Genomic DNA, 15,866 nt, shown 5'->3' with positions numbered 1-15,866 from the left:
GCGGTGGGCGTCGACACCGCCGCGAGCCGCGCCCGGCACACGTTTCCGCAGGACCGATGAGTTTTCCGGCCGGCGCCGGTCGACACAGGCATGAAGACGCTCACTCTGCAGACGCCCGAGGTCGACCTCGTCTACGACGTCCACGCCCCCACGGCGGCCGAGACCGGGCACCGTCCCCTGTTCATGATCGGCCAGCCCATGTGCGCCGACGGCTTCACCACGCTCGCGTCGTACTTCCCGGACCGCACCGTCGTCACGTACGACCCGCGCGGGCTCGGGCGCAGCGTCCGCAAGGACGGCCGCGGCGACGACGTGCCCGAGGTCCAGGCCCGGGACGTACGCGACATCATCGAGGCCCTCGGCGCGGGACCGGTGGACATGTTCGCCAGCAGCGGCGGCGCGGTCACGGCGCTCGCCCTGGTGGCCGCGTACCCGGACGCGCTGGCCACGCTCGTGGCGCACGAGCCACCGCTGATCCAGGTGCTGCCCGACGCCGAGGCTGCCCGCCGAGCCACGGCCGTCTGCCAGGAGGCGTACCAGAAGAGCGGCTGGGGCGCGGGCATGGCGGCGTTCGTGGCCATGACGTCGTGGCGGGGCGAGTTCACCGACGAGTACTTCGCCCAGCCGCTGCCCGACCCGGCCGCGTTCGGCATGCCGACCGAGGACGACGGCAGCCGGGACGACCCGCTGCTCTCCGACCGTGCGGCGGCGGTCACCCGTTTCCGGCCGGACGTGGACGCGCTGCGCGCGGCGCGTACCCGGGTCGTCGTCGCGGTGGGCGAGGAATCGGCGGACACCCTCACCGGACGCACGTCGGTGGCCACGGCCGAGCTGCTCGGCGGGAAGGCCGCGGTCTTCCCCAGCCACCACGGCGGGTTCCTCGGCGAGGGGATGGGCTACGCCGGGCAGCCGGAGGCGTTCGCGCGCCGGCTGCGGGAGATCCTCGACGCCTGATCGAGTTCAGGCCCGGCGCACCTCGGTGAGCATCGCGGGGTAGGGCCCGGCCGGTGTGCCGGGCCCGGCCTGGTCCGCGGGGACGACGTTCTCCATCCGTAGCCGCAGCAGGGCCGGGTCGGCGGTGTCGAGGACGACCCGCCACTCCCAGCCGTCGCCGTAGCCGGCGCTCAGCTGGACCGCCGCCGCGCCGCCCGCCGTGCCGGTGAGCGTCATCGGCGTCGGCTGCTGGTGCCACGAGTCGCCCCACCAGGCGACGAGCGAGCCCGGCCGGTCGCCGGCGGCGATCACCAGCAGACCGTCCTGCGGGCCGTCGTCCGGATGGGCCCACGAGTACGACACGGTGGTCAGGTGACCGCCGGCGGCGGTGGCGACGGTGAGCGCGGCCGGCGACTCGGCGAGCGGATCGGCGGGCATCAGCCGGAACCCGTTGGTGCCGGCCCAGGCCCCGGTGACGTCGGTGAGAACCATCGCCCCAGGATAGGAACCACCCCCGACACCGCTCCTCCACGCCAGATCGCTGGCGGCACCGGGTCAGGTGGAGAAGTTGTCGTCGGCGTCGCGGGCGTCCGCCTGGATGTGCTCGCCGGGGCGCTTGCCCCGGATCTCGTCCTGTTCGCGTACCCGGTCCGCTTCGGCGTGTTCGTCCTGGTTCAGGTCACCGAGCCGGGCCCGGGCCGGACCGGCCAGGTCTTCCAGGTCGTTCCTCGCGCGCTCGACGCTCATGCCGCCTCCCCGGATCGTCGCGTGGCGGCGCTCGCCGCCTGCCGCCTCGCGTCCCCGCTGACCCGGACGGCAAACCGCCGCCACCGGCCCGGCTGACGTCATGCGGGTGGCAGGCCGGCGATCAGGTCCTCGGCGTGCCGCAGGGTGTCGGCCAGCGCGTCGCGCGCGCCGTCGTCCAGCGGGATCGAACGGGCCTGCCGCACCAGCTCCCGCGCGGACTCCGGCTCGTCGAGTTGCAGTGCCAGCTCCGCCCGGTAGACCAGCGCCTCCACCCGGACGGCCGGGTCGTCGTCGGCCTCCGGGCGGCCCAGCGCGCCGTCGAGGATCCGCGCGGCCTGCGCCGGATTGCCGCGCGAGTCGCCCTGCACCACCGCGTTGTGCAGCGTACGGGCCAGACCGCCCCTGTCGTCGGTCTCCGGCGGGGTGGCCCGGCCGACGAACCGGATCCAGTTGCCGCCGGGGTCGACGATGCTGAACCCGAAGTGGCCCTCCTGGTTGCGGCGGGGCCGGGGCCGGGTCATCCGGGGTACGCCGGAGACGAGCACCTTGCCGTACGTGGCACGCATGCCGTCGGCGAAGGCACTGTGGATGTCGACCAGATCGTCCACCAGGACCAGGCAGGAGCCGTACGAGTCGGCGGGATCGAACTGTGGCACCCCGAAGAAGTGCAGGTGCAGGTCCTCCCGCCGCAGCGTCACGTACGGGTTCGGGCGCTCCTGCCGGTACGTGACCTCGAAGCCGAGGGCCTGGTAGAAGGGCGCCACGTCGTCCACAGAGCGGCAGGGCAGCAGGGGAATTGTCGTCTCGTTCGCCATGCTCCGAGCCTGGCGAACGAGAGCCGTGATGCGCCCATGGAAATGTCCGAACGGCTGTCGGCGCCGTCCGAACGGACACGGGGGGCCGGTCCGCTGCGGACCGGCCCCCCGTGCGGGGTCACGTGTGGGTCAGGGCTTCCAGGAACCGGCGGGACGGAAGAGGTGCCGGTACTCGACGACGCCGTTCTGGTCCTTCACGTCGAAGATGAGCTGCCCGCTGCGCTTGGAACCCGCGGGCAGGTTGGTGCCCGAGGTCATGAGCTTGCCGCAGCCGGAGAAGGCGCCGCCGATGCCGCTCTCCTCGGTGCCGTCCGCGGCGACCCAGGTGAAGTAGAACGGGTTGATCGAGCCGGTGCCCTCGACGATCTCGGCGGTCACGTCGGCGATCAGGAACATGCCGTTCTTCGGCCCGGGCATGACCTCACTGCAGGCGGCGTTCCGGGTCCGGAAGTTGCCGACGGTGATCTCGATGGTGCCCCGGTCGTCGTTGACGGACAGTTTCTCGCCGGCCGGCAGGTTGAACGTCTTGCCGTCGGAGTTGCCCGGCGACGTGGTGGCGGGCGCACCCGTCGGGGCGGCAGTGGTCGGCTGGCCCTCGGTGACGCCCGGGGTGGGCAGCGAGTCGATCGCATCCTGCGTCTTCTGCGCGCCGCTGTAGATGGCGAAGATGCCGCCACCGCAGCACAGCAGCAGCAGGATCACGGCGACGACGCCGATCGTGATCCAGACGTTCTTGTTCGACTTCTTCGCCGGCGGCCCGAACGGCGCTCCCGGCGGCGGCGGGTACGCGCCACCACCCGGCGGCGGGTAACCGCCCGGAGGCGGATAGGCGCCCGGCGGCTGGTACGCCCCACCCGCCTGCGGGTATCCGGACCCCGCCTGCGGGTACGTCCCGCCCGGGGGCTGGTACTCGGAACCCGGCGGCGGGTACGCGCCACCCGGGGGCTGGTACTCGGACCCCGGCGGCGGGTACGTACCGCCCGGGGGCTGGTACTCGCTGCCCGGCGGCGGATAGGGCGCCCCGGACACCGGCGGCTGCGGCGGACCGGAGACGGGCGGTGGCGCGTACGGGCTGTCCGGCGCCGGCGGCATCGGTGTGGTGGGGAACGCCTGCGTCGGCGGTTCCGGCGGCTGCTGGTTCGGGTCCGGTGACCCGGATGGAGGCTGAGGGTGGCTCACCGTACTCCTAGGGGCGCCTTTGGATTTTCAGTCGCAACGACGGTACCGGCAGGGGGCAACCGGCCGGTGGTGCCTCATCGGTGTGGCAGGACGGCAGCGGTGCGGACCAGGTCGTCGTCCACGGCGAACCGCCCCGTCACCGCTGACGGCGGATCCGGCACCGGCGCGGCGGCGAGCCGGGCCGGTGCGATCTCGGCGTGGAACGTGCCCGCCTCCGGGTCAAGCGTGACGCGCGCGTCGGCGAAGCCCAGCCACGTTCCGACGAGCGGGTGCCAGACCTTGTAGACGGTCTCCTTCGCGCTGAACAGCACCGTCGGCCAGGGCGTGCCGGACGGCAGCCGGGCCAGGTCCGCCTCCTCGTCGGGGCGGCACACCTTTCGTCGTACCCCTGGGGAGAGCGGCCGGTGGCGCTCGGCGTCGATGCCGACGGCGCGCACGTCGGCGGCCCGGGCGGCGGCCGCGGCGCAGTAGTCGCGGGTGTGGGTGATCGCGCCGACCACGCCGCGCGGCCAGATCGGGGCCCGGTCGGCGCCGGCGGGTACCGGCGTGGCGGGCAGGCCGAGCGCGGCGAGTGCCCGGCGGGCGCAGACCCGCCCGGCGGTGAAGTCGCGGCGACGGCCGGACACCGCGCGCTCGCCGAGGGCCGCCAGCTCGGCCGGGAGCAGGTCACCGGCCCAGTCGGCCGGCCCGGCCACCGCCACGGCGACCACGGCCGGAAGCAGATCACGCACGAGAGGTGGATGACGGGGACACGCGGTGAACGTACCGTAACGGTGGGGCGTGCCGCGGCGCTGAAGGAACGTTGCGGGGAGGCAACCGGTCCATCACCACCATTCCTGACTCGGAAGGAGCGGCCGATGACGCCTGGCGCGGAGGTTTCGGGGAGTACCGACGGCGAGCACGTGCCGGTGACCCCGGACTGGACCTGCGGCTCGTGCGGTGACGACTGGCCCTGTGCCACGAAACGTCATCACCTGCTGCGCGAGTACCAGGTGGACCGGGCGTCGTTGAGCGTCTATCTCGGATCCTGCCTCGCCGCGGCGACGCAGGATCTGCGCTCCGTGCCGGTCACCGCGCTCCAGGACCGGTTCATCGGCTGGGTGCCGCGCGGTCCGCGTATCGCCGAGGCGTGAGCGCGTCCGGTGGCCGCCGCGTCGGGTTCGCGGCGGCCACCGGCTGCGGTCTCAGGGGCGGCGGTTCTCAGGGGCGGCGGGGCCGCCGGGTGAGCGCGAAGCCGACCACGCCGGCCACGGCGGCGAGCACGCCGCCCACGCTTGTCCACACCCAGCGCGATCCGGCCTCGGGGAGCCATCCGGTCAGGTCGATCTCCTCGTCGGCCACCGGCTCGGGCGTCGGCTCCGCGCCGAGCACGGTGCCGGCCCTGGTGTTCGGCACCAGCGGCGCGGCCAGTTCGCCGTCGTCGCCGGACGCTCCGCCCTCGTCGGTCGCGCCGACGAGCATCTCCACCTCGATCGGCTGACCCAGGTCGGGCTCGGGCAGGTCGGTGACGGAGAGCCGGACGTAGTAGGTGCCGGGCAGCGGGTCACCCGACCAGGGCTCGGCCCACGGCCGTACCCGGCGCAGCGTGCAGCCGAGCGCGACGCTCGTCGCGGTGGCGTCCGCGGTGGGGGTCTGCGCGCCCGCCGTGCACGCCTGCCGGCGGCGCAACCCGTCGAAGACGTCGACGGTCCAGGTGGACGCGCCGCCGCGTGCCTTCGGGAAGGTGACGGTGGCGGTGATCTCGTGCACCTGCCCGGCGTCGGCGCGGAACGACCAGTACAGGTGGTCACCCGTCGACGCGCCCACCTGCACCGGCTGGCCGGCGGTGACGGTCGTGGCGGTGAGGAACGAGGTGCCGGCCTTGGTCACCGGGGTCGCGCCCGGCGACGGGGTGGGCGCGGCCAGGGCCGCCGCCGGGGTGAGGGCGAGTCCCGCGACGGTCGTGGCCGCCGCGGCGCGGATCAGCGTACGCATGCTCAGTTCACCCTCCACGTGTGCACCCACCAGCGGGTGAGCAGCCCGGCGACCAGCCCGGTGAGCAGTCCGGCCAGCGTGAGCAGAAGCAGCAGCACCCAGCCGCGGCCGAGGTCCGGCCCGTCCGGCGCGGGGGAGGCGGGAACCACGTCCACCGTCAGCTCGACCGGCATGCCGGGCCGGGCCCGGGTGCCGGGCTTGGCCGCGAACGAGTTGCTGACCACCAGGCAGACGGTCGTCTGCTCCGCGCCGGCGCTCGGCTCGGGGCTCGGGCCGTCCTCGTCCTCGTCGGCGGCCGACCAGCGCAGCCCGGCGGAGACCACGTCGGTACGCCCGCTGCCGGCGTCGACGCCCCGGACGAGTTCCCGCCCGTCCGGCGCGGTGGCGCGCAGCAGCACGCCGTAGTCCGGGTTGACCGGCCGGTCCAGCGCGACGCTGACCGAGGCGCGCAGCTCCTGCCCGGCACGCACCGGCACCCGGTACCAGCGGTGCTCGGAAAACGCCTCCCGGTCGCTGTAGACGCCGGGGGCGAGCAGCGGGGCGCCCTCGCACGCCGCGCCGCCGCCGACCACCGCCGGGGTGGCGGTGTACGTGTCCCGGGCGCGGTCGACCAGCTGCTTGATCCGGCCGGTCAGCTCGTCGGCGCTCTGCGCGGCGGTGTAGGTGCCTCCGGTCGCGCCGGCGATGCAGAGCAGCTGCTTGCGTACCTTCTCGTCCGGCGCCAAGCCGAGCGTGTCGACCACCAGGCGGGTGCCCTGGGCGGCCAGCTCGCGAGCCACCTCGCACGGGTCGGGCGGGGCGCAGGTGTCCTCACCATCGGTGATCAGCACGATCCGCCGGGTGGTGCTGCCGGTGCCGAGATCCTGCGCGGCGGAGCGCAGCGCCAGCCCGACCGGGGTGAAGCCGGTCGGGCGCAGCCCGGCGACGGCGGCCTTGGCCTGGGTGCGGTCCACCGGGCCGACCGGCACGATCTGCTGGGTGTCCAGGCAGCCCTGCTTCTTGTCCTTGCCCCGGTAGGTGGCGCCGAGCACCCGGATGCCGAGCTGTGTCTCGTCCGGCAGGGCGTCGACCACCTCGTTGAACGCCTGCTGCGCGACGGAGATCCGGCTGCGCCCGTCGATGTCGCGGGCCCGCATCGATCCGCTGACGTCGAGGACCAGCTCGACCTTCGGTGGTTCGGCGACGGGCTCGGTGGTCTCGTCGTCGGCCCCGGCGGGGCTCGGCCCGATCAGCGCGGCCGCCGCCAGCAGTCCGATGAGGACAGCCGTCGATCGTCTCTTGTTGATCACCGGGCGAAGTGTAGTGAGATCCACTTTGGAAGATCATCCGGGTCGGGGTGCCCGCCGAAGCCCGGTTTCCGGCGTCCGCCGGGGCCGTCACGGCCGCGCTCGGCCACCCACCGTTAGCTGCACCATGTAAACCTTTCGGCCGGTGGGGTACTCGTCGGAAATCTGACCGGCCCGCACCCGTTGTGCGGTTGCCGGAGTGTGGTTAAGCTCTGTCTTGCGCGCCCCAATCGCCCGCTTCCCCCGTGGCAGGCGATCGGGGCGCGCTTCTATGTGCCCGGCGCCGTGCAGTGCCCGGCGCCCCGCCTCAGATCCAGCGGCCGTCCAGCCACATCCGGGCCGACCAGTCCGCGTACGGCAGCACCCGGCCCACGAAGATCGGGTAGAAGTAGGCGAAACAGAGCGCCACGAGCAACACGTATGCGCCCGCGATGATCCCGCCCACCAACCGCCGGTCGTGGACCTGTTGCGGGTCCGGTGGCGCGGCCGGGTTCGTCACCGGCGCCGGGGTGGCGATCGCGCCGAGCACGTAGACCACCGCGAGCACCAGGAACGGCACCGCCGGGGCGGCGTAGAAGGAGAACATCGTCCGGCCGTCGAGGGCGAACCAGAACCACGGCAGCAGGCCGGCCGCGACGCTGAGCAGGATCGCGCCCGCCCGCCAGTCGCGCCGGGCCAGGCCGAGCCAGGCGGTCGCGGCGATCGCCGGCAGGAACGACCACCACAGCAGCGGCGTACCCAGCAGCAGCACCTCCGAGGCACAGCTCGGCGCGCCGCAACTGCCGTCCCCGGACCAGTGGAACGCCACCGGGCGGCCGAGCAGCAGCCACTGCCACGGCCAGGACTGGTACTTGTGCGGGTCGTCGAGCTGGGTGTGGAAGCCGTACGCGGCCTTGTGGTACTCCCACAGGTTGATCAGCGCCCCGACGAACGGGGTGTCGCTCAGCTCCGGGTTGTTCGGGTAGCGCTCCGCCAGGCGGTAGTAGCCGTCCTGGCCGAGCAGCCAGCCCGACCAGGTCGCCACGTAGGTCACCAGCATCAGCACGCCGGCGGCGAGCAGCCACGGCAGCTCGTCGAGCACGGCGTCGCGCCACGGCCGGCGTACCCCGGACGAGCGGCGGACACCGACCTCCCAGAGCAGCACCAGCAACGCGAACGCCGGTACGAAGTAGACCGCGCTCCACTTCACCGAGCAGGCGCAGCCGAGCAGCACACCGGCCGCCAGCCGCCACCACGGCCAGTCCCGCCAGCCCGACGACGGCCGTCCGGCCCGGCCCGGCTGTGTCGGGTCGAGCCCGGCCTCCAGCGCCCGTGCCCAGCGCCGCCGCCGGGCGTCCCGGTCGAGCACCAGCGCGCCGAACGCGGCGAGCACGAACAGCAGCAGGAAGATGTCGAGGATGGCCGTGCGGGACAGCACCAGGTGGTAGCCGTCGAGTGCGAGCAGCAGACCGGCCGCGCAGCCGAGCACCGTGGAGCGGAACATCCGCCGCCCGATGCGGACCAGCAGCAGCACCGACAGGGTGCCGGCCACCGCCGCGCCGAAGCGCCAGCCGAACTCCGGTGAGGTGGTGATCAGGTGGCCCGGCACCGAGACGCCGCTGTCGGCGTCCTGGTAGCCGAAGGCCCACTCGCCGATGCCGATCATCCACTTGCCCAGCGGTGGATGCACCACGTACGACGGGCCGTTGTCCTTGTAGTTCCACTCGAAGCCGCGGTCGATCAGCCCGTACGCGTCCTTGGCGTAGTAGGTCTCATCGAAGATCTTCCCGGGCGGGAAACCGAGCCCCACGAAGCGCAGGATCGCCGCGACGGCCACCACCACCGCGGTCGCCAGCCACGCCTGACCTCTGCCGATGCGGTCGTCGACGGTGGCGAGCCGGCGCCGTACGGCGGCGGGAAGCCCGCGCCCGGCGCCGTCGCCCCGGTCGGTGGTGGAAGGGTCCGGGTTCGCGCTCTGTGCTGTCGACGCACTCGTCACCCGGCGATCGTAGGCTGCGAGGGTGCCCGGTGGCGTCTGTCGTCTCCGAAATTGGTACGACCTTCGATGAAGGAGCACACGCCGTGGGGGAAATGTCCGAGGTCGGGCGACTCGTGCTGCTCGGTGCGCCGCTCGGTAATCCGGCCGACGCGTCCGCCCGGTTCCGCGAGGTGCTGGCCGCCGCCGACGTGGTCGCCGCCGAGGACACCCGGCGGCTCACCCGGCTGGCCCGCGACCTGGACGTGACGGTGCCGGGCCGGATCGTCTCGTACTTCGAGGGCAACGAGGAGCGGCGTACCCCCGAACTGGCCGAGGTGCTCGCCGCCGGCTACACGGTCGCGCTGGTCACCGACGGCGGCATGCCGAGCGTCTCCGACCCCGGATACCGGCTGGTGCGGGCCGCGCTGGACGCCGGTGTGCCGGTCACCGCCGCGCCCGGGCCGAGCGCCGTCACCACCGCGCTGGCGCTGTCCGGGCTCCCCTGCGACAGGTTCTGCTTCGAGGGCTTCCTGCCGCGTACCCCCGGGGCCCGCCGTTCCCGGCTGCGCGCGCTCGCCGCCGAGGAGCGCACGCTCGTGTTCTTCGAGGCGCCGCACCGCATCGCCGGTGCGCTCGCCGACCTGGCCGAGACGTTCGGTCCGGACCGGCCCGCCGCGCTCTGCCGCGAGCTGACGAAGACCTACGAGGAGGTCGTCCGCCGGCCGCTGGGTGAGCTGGCCGAGTGGGCCGCCGAGGGGGATCCCCGGGGCGAGATCACGCTCGTCGTGGCGGGCGCACCGGCCACGCCCGCGGTCCGGCCGGACGACGAGACGCTGCGCGCCGCGGTGGCCGAGCGCGAGGCGGGCGGCCTGTCCCGCCGCGACGCGATCACCGAGGTCGCCACCGCGTACGGGCTGCGGCGGCGCGAGGTGTACGCCGTCGTGCACAGCTGAAAGGAAGGGCCCCTTCTTAACGCCTGCGGTAGAGGAAGGGCCCCCTTTTAACACCCCGCCTCACCAGGCGGCCGCCAGGAAACCGACGGTGATCAACGCCGGTCCGGCGAGCGCCAGGCCGACCGCCCAGCGCCGCTGCCGTTCGTCCGCGAGCCGGGTCGCGCCGGTCCACCGGGCGATCCCGGCGGCGCAACCGGCCACCAGGGCCAGCCCCAGCAGCCAGCGCAGGTGCCGTCCGACGCCGGTGTCCGCGTACGCGGTCGACCCGTCCGGCCCGGTCATCCGCGCCCGCAGGGAACTGCCGGTGTCGGTGCGAGCGGCCGGTACGCCGCTGACCCGTACCCCGTGGGCCTGGAACCGGTCGCCGTCGGCCGAGAAGATGCCCCGGCAGCGCTGGGTGAGCCCGCTCCCCGCGCATTCGGTGATCATCACGGTGCCGCCTGTCGAGTGCCCGGCCGCCAGCCAGAAGGGGCCCGCGCTCACCCAGGCGAAGAACGCGGCGAGCAGGCTCAGCGTCAGTAGCACGGCCAGGCCGGCGGGCGGGCTCGGCGGCGCGACCGGGCGGGCGCGTTCCCGCCGCGCCGGGAGCCGGTCGGGACCCGGACGCGGCTCGTCGCGCAGCGGGGTGCCGTCCCAGTGCACCTCCTCGATCGGCGCCCAGCCGCCGGACGGCGCGGCCGCGCGCTGCCAGCGCGGCTGGCGTACCGGCACCCGGCTCGGCACCGCGTCCACCGGCGCCCCGGTGGTCGGCTCCACCTCGACCGGCGGATCCGCCGGGTCGAGCCGTGGCTGCGGCGCGACGGGCGCGCCCGCCGGAGCGGGCCGCGCCCGCCGGGTGGTCGCCGCCGACGGCTCCGGCGCCGCTGGTCTGTTGGTCACGATGTTCATTTCACACCGATACGCCCGGCTTGCGGTGAAGCTCACGCCGCGTGTCGGCGACAAATCGGACGTACGGTCGGAGCCTGCCGCCCATTGGTTCGCGGCGCACCCACGGCAATCACTAGGCTTGCTGCTCATGAGTCACGTTCTCGCCGCGGTCGCCTGGCCCTACGCCAACGGCCCGCGCCACATCGGCCACGTATCCGGATTCGGCGTTCCCTCCGACGTCTTCGCCCGGTACATGCGGATGGCCGGTCACGACGTGCTCATGGTGTCCGGCACCGACGAACACGGCACCCCGATCCAGGTGCAGGCCGACGCCGAGGGCGTCACCCCACGCGAGCTGGCCGACCGCTACAACCGGGTGATCGCCGAGGACCTGCGGGCGCTGGGCCTGTCGTACGACCTGTTCACCCGCACCACCACGCGCAACCACTACGCGGTCGTGCAGGAGCTGTTCACGGGTCTCTACCGCAACGGCTACATCGTCCCGAAGGTCACCACCGGGGCGATCTCCCCGTCCACCGGCCGGACGCTGCCCGACCGCTACATCGAGGGCACCTGCCCGATCTGCGGCTACGACAGCGCGCGCGGCGACCAGTGCGACAACTGCGGCAACCAGCTCGACCCGATCGACCTGATCGACCCCAAGTCGAAGATCAACGGGGAGACGCCGGAGTTCGTCGAGACCGAGCACTTCTTCCTCGACCTGCCCGCCCTGGCCGACGCGCTGCGGCAGTGGCTGGACAACCGCGAGGGCTGGCGCCCGAACGTACTGCGGTTCTCCCGCAACCTGCTCGACGACCTCCAGCCCCGGGCCATCACCCGCGACCTGGAGTGGGGCGTGCCGATCCCGCTCGACGACTGGCGCGACCGCCCGGACAAGCGGATCTACGTCTGGTTCGACGCGGTCATCGGCTACCTGTCGGCCTCCATCGAGTGGGCCCGGCGCACCGGCGCCCCGGAGGCCTGGCGCAAGTGGTGGTCCGCCGACGGGGAGGGGAAGGATGCCCGCTCCTACTACTTCATGGGCAAGGACAACATCGTCTTCCACTCGGTGATCTGGCCGGCGCTGCTCGGCGGCTACTCCGGCGAGGGCGCCCGCGACGGCGAGCCGGGCGAGCTGGGCCGGCTCAACCTGCCCACCGAGGTCGTGTCCAGCGAGTACCTGACCATGGAGGGCCGGAAGTTCTCGTCCTCCCGCAAGGTGGTCATCTACGTCCGGGACTTCCTGGAGCGCTACGACGCCGACGCGCTGCGCTACTTCATCGCGGTGGCCGGCCCGGAGAGCAACGACACCGACTTCACCTGGGCCGAGTTCCTGCGCCGCAACAACGACGAGCTGGTCGCCGGCTGGGGCAACCTGGTCAACCGGTCGGTGTCGATGGCGGCGAAGAACTTCGGCGCGATCCCGCCGGTCGACCCGGCCGGGCTCACCGAGGCCGACCAGGCCCTGCTGGACACCGCGAAGGCCGGCTTCGCCACCGTCGGCGACCTGATCGCCCGGCACCGGCAGAAGCAGGCCATCGGCGAAGCCATGAAGGTCGTCGCCGAAGCCAACAAGTACCTCTCCGAGCAGGCGCCCTGGAAGCTCAAGGGCGAGGACGACAAGCCCCGGATGGGCACCATCCTGCACGTCGCGCTCCAGGTGGTCAGCGACGCCAACACGCTGCTCACCCCGTTCCTGCCGCACTCCGCCCAGAAGATCCACGAGCTGCTCGGCGGCACCGGCACGCACGCCCCGATGCCGGTGATCGAGGAGGTCGACGACCTCGACGGCGGACCGTCGTACCCGGTGCTGACCGGTGACTACACGGTCGGCGCGCGCTGGGAGTCCGTACCCCTGGAAGTGGGCCGGCCGCTCGCGGCGCCGAAGCCGGTGTTCCGCAAGCTCGACCCGTCCATCGTCGAGGAGGAGCTGGCCCGCCTGGCCGGCTGAACACGCGCGCGAACCGCGGCCCCGGGGATCTCCCCGGGGCCGCGGTCGTCCGCCGGGTCAGGCGGTCGCCATGCTCGGCTTGCCGATGAACTCCATGATGGCCTTGTTGACCTCGGTGGGATGGGTCCACGGCGTGCCGTGCGGCGCACCCTTCAGCGTGACCAGCTTGGCGTCGGGCAGCATGTTCACCAGCCGCTGGCCCGTCACCGGGTACGGCAGCACGTTGTCCTTGTCGCCCTGGATGATCAGCACCGGCACGTCGATGTTCGGCAGGTCACCGCGGAAGTCGGTCTGCCAGGCGTCCACCGAGTCGTGGGTGCCCTTGGCCGACGCCTGCGCGCCGATCTGCCAGTGCGCGTGGTACGCCTCGTCGCTGACCAGCTTCCCCCGGTTCTCGCTGGCGTTGAAGAACGCGTCGCAGAACTGGGTCAGGTAGGCGAACCGGTCCTGGATGATCGCCTTCTGGAACCCCTCGAACATGCTCTTGTCGACGCCCTCCGGGTCCTCGGGCGCCTTCAGCAGGTACGGCGCCAACGGGGCCATCATGACGGCCCGGTCCACCCGGTCCGACCCGTACGCGCCCAGGTAGCGGGTCACCTCACCGGTGCCCATGGAATGCCCGACCAGGATCGCGTTGCGCAGGTCCAGCTCGGTCATCAACACGTCCAGGTCGGCGGCGAACGTGTCGTAGTCGTAGCCCATGGCCGGCTGGGCGGAGTTGCCGAACCCCCGCCGGTCGTACGTGATCACCCGGTATCCGGCGTTCAGCAGCGGACCGCTCATCTTCTCCCAGGTCGCCCCGTTGAACGGGAAACCGTGGATCAGCACGATCGGCTGACCGGAACCGTGATCCTCGTAGTACAGGTCGATGGGTGCGGAGTTCTCCGTACCGACGGTGACGAAAGGCATGTCGGGATTCCCCCTCGCGCGGGTTTCTCGGACGCCCCACGCCTTCCCGACGTGCCCCCGTCTATGCGTGCCGGGCCGGATACGGCAGGTCCACCACGCGGTCGTCGGTCAGCTCGGCGCCCGGCGCCCAGACCTCGTACACGCCACGTTCCAGACACTGCGCACCCGTCGCGGCCACCGCGTCCGGATCCGGGCGGCGCAGCCGCAACCGCAACCAGCCGCCCTCCTCCCGCAGCACCAGGCACGGCGCGCCGCGCCACGCCGCCGTGCGCACCCGGCGGGCCGCCGCGTCCACCGGGTACCGGGCCGCCCGGGTCATCGCCAGCACCCGGAACCCGCCCGGCTGGTCGGCCACCGCCTCGTACTCCGAACCCGCGTACGTGCCGACGAGCCGGGTGGAGCGCGGCGCGTCGCCGGTCGGCACGTACTCCTGGTCGGCGGAAAGCCCGGGCACCGCGGCGAGCAGGTGCCGCCACTGCGGACCCGCCAGGCGCAGCCAGCCCCGCTGCTCCGCCTGGTAGGTGTAGAGCACCACCTCCACCCCCTCGGCCGGGTAGGCCAGCAGCGTGGCGTTCGCCGGCATCGGCAGGTCGGCGAACTCCCGGGTGACGAACTCCGGCACGAGCTGCGCGCTGCTCGGCACGAACCCGGTACCGAGCACCGGCGGCCCGAGCCGGTCCCGGGGCGGCAACGCCATCAGCCCCCGGTGCGCCGCGCCCACCGGCACGTCGTAGTCGGCCGGGTCGGCGGCCCGCCAGCGCAGCGCGTACGCCACGTCACCGCCCTCGGAATCGCCCCGCAGCACCGCCATCCCGGCCGGTGTCCGCAGGTGCGCCACGTCGTGCTCCCGGTAGCAGAAGCCGTGCGGCAGCCAGCCCCGCACGTACCCGGCGAACTGCCGGGCCGAGAGCACCTTCACCATCCGGGTACCGGGCCGGATCACCGCCGACGCCCGTACCGCGGCCAGCGTCGGATCGGCCGCCGCACCAGGCTGCTGGCTGAGCCGGTGTACGTACGCCCAGCCCCGGTCCCGGTGCACCGGCATCAGCAGCGGCGCGTCCGTGTCGTCGGCCGGCCCGGCGCCCCCGTGCACCGCGTCCACCTCGGTCGCGTGCACGAACCGGCGCCACGGATAGCCGCCCCCGGGCCGGGGACACCACTCGAACCCGGGTGCCTCGTCGGCGCTGAACAACTCGTACGCCGCGCCCCGGGCGATCTCCTCGGCCGGGTGCACCCGGCCGCCGTACGTCACGCGCAACCCGGCCCGGTCGGAGGCGGGCCCGCCGGCCTGGTCGGTGACTGTCACTCCAAGACGCTAAGCCCGCCAGATGTGGGGCACGTGAACAGGCGGTGGCGGTCCGGGAACGCCGCACCGGGCCGGTGTGTGATGCTGGCCGCGATGACCGAGCAGACCGAGACCCGCAAGCAGCGCGCCGCCCGCCGGGCCGGGGAGTTCCCGCCCGCCCCCGAGCCGCTGCCCGTGCCCGTGCTGGACAGCCACACGCACCTCGACATCACCGTCGGCGAGTTCGGCACGCCGCCGGGCGGCACCCCCGGCGACGACCCGGTGGCCGCCGCGATCGACGTCGCCGCCCGCGTCGGCGTGGACCGGCTCGTGCAGGTCGGGGTGGACGTCGAGTCGTCCCGGTGGAGCGCCGACGTGGCCGACCGGTACGCCCCGGTGCTCGCCACCGTCGCGCTGCACCCGAACGAGGCGCCCCGGCTGGCCGACCTGGACGAGGCGCTGCGCGAGATCGAGACGCTCGCCGGCCGGGACCGGGTCCGCGGCGTCGGCGAGACCGGGATGGACTTCTTCCGTACCGGCGACGAGGGGCGCGCCGCGCAGGAGGAGAGCTTCCGGGCGCACATCGCCATCGCCAAGCGGCACGGCAAGGCACTCGTCATCCACGACCGGGACGCGCACGCCGACGTCCTGCGCATCGTCGACGACGAGGGCGCCCCGGAGACCGTGGTCATGCACTGCTTCTCCGGCGACGCCGACTTCGCCCGCGAGTGCGTCCGGCGCGGGTTCCTGCTCAGCTTCGCCGGCACGGTCACGTTCGGCAGCGCCGCCGCGCTGCGCGAGGCCGCCGCCGTCACCCCGCCGGAGCAGATGCTCGTGGAGACCGACGCGCCCTACCTCACCCCGATGCCGCACCGGGGACGGCCCAACGCGTCGTACCTGATCCCGCTGACGGTCCGCTTCCTCGCCGAGACCACCGGGGCCGACCTGGACACCCTCTGCGCCACCATCTCCACGAACGGTGAGCGCGCGTTCGGGCCGTGGCGTTAAGA

Annotated in this window: 16 protein-coding genes; 5 read left to right on the top strand and 11 right to left on the bottom strand. The window is 73.4% G+C overall.

Going from position 1 to position 15,866, the window contains the following annotated elements; translation table 11 throughout:
- Window positions 1–90 precede the first annotated feature (90 nt).
- On the top strand, window positions 91–954 hold the full coding sequence (locus tag O7604_RS05875) for an alpha/beta hydrolase (RefSeq protein ID WP_281579068.1): 864 nt from the start codon (window positions 91–93) through the stop codon (window positions 952–954).
- Window positions 955–960: 6 nt separating this feature from the next.
- Here O7604_RS05875 and O7604_RS05870 read toward each other — a convergent pair whose 3' ends face one another.
- From O7604_RS05870 to O7604_RS05850, 5 genes are all read right to left on the bottom strand, one after another.
- On the bottom strand, window positions 961–1,425 hold the full coding sequence (locus O7604_RS05870) for a hypothetical protein (protein WP_281579067.1): 465 nt from the start codon (window positions 1,423–1,425) through the stop codon (window positions 961–963).
- A gap of 63 nt (window positions 1,426–1,488) precedes the next feature.
- Window positions 1,489–1,680, bottom strand: coding sequence for a general stress protein CsbD (locus tag O7604_RS05865; RefSeq protein WP_269702368.1), 192 nt, complete (start codon window positions 1,678–1,680; stop codon window positions 1,489–1,491).
- Window positions 1,681–1,778: 98 nt separating this feature from the next.
- Entirely contained in the window at window positions 1,779–2,495 is a 717-nt protein-coding gene (locus O7604_RS05860; RefSeq protein ID WP_281579066.1) for a VOC family protein, read from the bottom strand.
- A gap of 129 nt (window positions 2,496–2,624) precedes the next feature.
- Window positions 2,625–3,674 carry a hypothetical protein gene (locus O7604_RS05855; protein WP_281579065.1) on the bottom strand — a complete coding sequence of 350 codons (1,050 nt, stop codon included), beginning with the start codon at window positions 3,672–3,674 and terminating at the stop codon, window positions 2,625–2,627.
- 74 nt (window positions 3,675–3,748) lie between these two features.
- A complete protein-coding gene (locus O7604_RS05850) occupies window positions 3,749–4,405 on the bottom strand; it encodes a 4'-phosphopantetheinyl transferase superfamily protein (protein ID WP_281579064.1) in 657 nt (218 codons plus the stop codon).
- Between the two features lie 126 nt (window positions 4,406–4,531).
- On the opposite strand from O7604_RS05850, the gene O7604_RS05845 reads away from it, so the two are divergent.
- Complete coding sequence (locus O7604_RS05845) at window positions 4,532–4,807, top strand: hypothetical protein (RefSeq protein WP_269702362.1); 276 nt, start codon at window positions 4,532–4,534, stop codon at window positions 4,805–4,807.
- Between the two features lie 67 nt (window positions 4,808–4,874).
- On the opposite strand, the gene O7604_RS05840 is transcribed toward O7604_RS05845, so the two are convergent.
- The 3 genes from O7604_RS05840 to O7604_RS05830 all read right to left on the bottom strand — a co-directional run bounded on the left by O7604_RS05840 (window position 4,875) and on the right by O7604_RS05830 (window position 8,912).
- Window positions 4,875–5,648 carry a peptidase gene (locus O7604_RS05840; protein WP_269702361.1) on the bottom strand — a complete coding sequence of 258 codons (774 nt, stop codon included), beginning with the start codon at window positions 5,646–5,648 and terminating at the stop codon, window positions 4,875–4,877.
- Between the two features lie 2 nt (window positions 5,649–5,650).
- Window positions 5,651–6,937, bottom strand: coding sequence for a VWA domain-containing protein (locus O7604_RS05835; RefSeq protein ID WP_269702360.1), 1,287 nt, complete (start codon window positions 6,935–6,937; stop codon window positions 5,651–5,653).
- Window positions 6,938–7,241: 304 nt separating this feature from the next.
- Window positions 7,242–8,912 (bottom strand): phospholipid carrier-dependent glycosyltransferase, encoded by a 1,671-nt coding sequence (locus tag O7604_RS05830; protein ID WP_269702358.1) that lies wholly within the window; start codon window positions 8,910–8,912, stop codon window positions 7,242–7,244.
- Window positions 8,913–8,995: 83 nt separating this feature from the next.
- On the opposite strand from O7604_RS05830, the gene rsmI reads away from it, so the two are divergent.
- A complete protein-coding gene (gene rsmI / locus O7604_RS05825; protein ID WP_269702357.1) occupies window positions 8,996–9,844 on the top strand; it encodes a 16S rRNA (cytidine(1402)-2'-O)-methyltransferase in 849 nt (282 codons plus the stop codon).
- A gap of 60 nt (window positions 9,845–9,904) precedes the next feature.
- On the opposite strand, the gene O7604_RS05820 is transcribed toward rsmI, so the two are convergent.
- Complete coding sequence (locus O7604_RS05820; protein WP_281579063.1) at window positions 9,905–10,732, bottom strand: hypothetical protein; 828 nt, start codon at window positions 10,730–10,732, stop codon at window positions 9,905–9,907.
- 127 nt (window positions 10,733–10,859) lie between these two features.
- Here O7604_RS05820 and metG point away from each other — a divergent pair, with 127 nt between their 5' ends.
- Window positions 10,860–12,662, top strand: coding sequence for a methionine--tRNA ligase (gene metG, locus O7604_RS05815; RefSeq protein ID WP_281579062.1), 1,803 nt, complete (start codon window positions 10,860–10,862; stop codon window positions 12,660–12,662).
- A gap of 57 nt (window positions 12,663–12,719) precedes the next feature.
- Here the strand turns inward: metG and O7604_RS05810 are convergent, their stop codons facing one another.
- Both O7604_RS05810 and O7604_RS05805 read right to left on the bottom strand, forming a co-directional pair.
- Window positions 12,720–13,571, bottom strand: a complete 852-nt coding sequence (locus O7604_RS05810; protein WP_269702353.1) for an alpha/beta hydrolase — start codon at window positions 13,569–13,571, stop codon at window positions 12,720–12,722.
- 61 nt (window positions 13,572–13,632) lie between these two features.
- A complete protein-coding gene (locus O7604_RS05805; RefSeq protein ID WP_281579061.1) occupies window positions 13,633–14,877 on the bottom strand; it encodes a hypothetical protein in 1,245 nt (414 codons plus the stop codon).
- Between the two features lie 81 nt (window positions 14,878–14,958).
- Here O7604_RS05805 and O7604_RS05800 point away from each other — a divergent pair, with 81 nt between their 5' ends.
- Window positions 14,959–15,864 carry a TatD family hydrolase gene (locus O7604_RS05800; protein ID WP_269702351.1) on the top strand — a complete coding sequence of 302 codons (906 nt, stop codon included), beginning with the start codon at window positions 14,959–14,961 and terminating at the stop codon, window positions 15,862–15,864.
- Window positions 15,865–15,866 lie beyond the last annotated feature (2 nt).

The sequence above is a fragment of the Micromonospora sp. WMMA1947 genome, assembly GCF_027497355.1.
In the GTDB taxonomy this organism is placed as follows: domain Bacteria; phylum Actinomycetota; class Actinomycetes; order Mycobacteriales; family Micromonosporaceae; genus Micromonospora.
The sequence above is the reverse complement of the archived record's forward strand: the minus strand, read 5'-3'. Positions and strand labels throughout refer to the sequence as shown.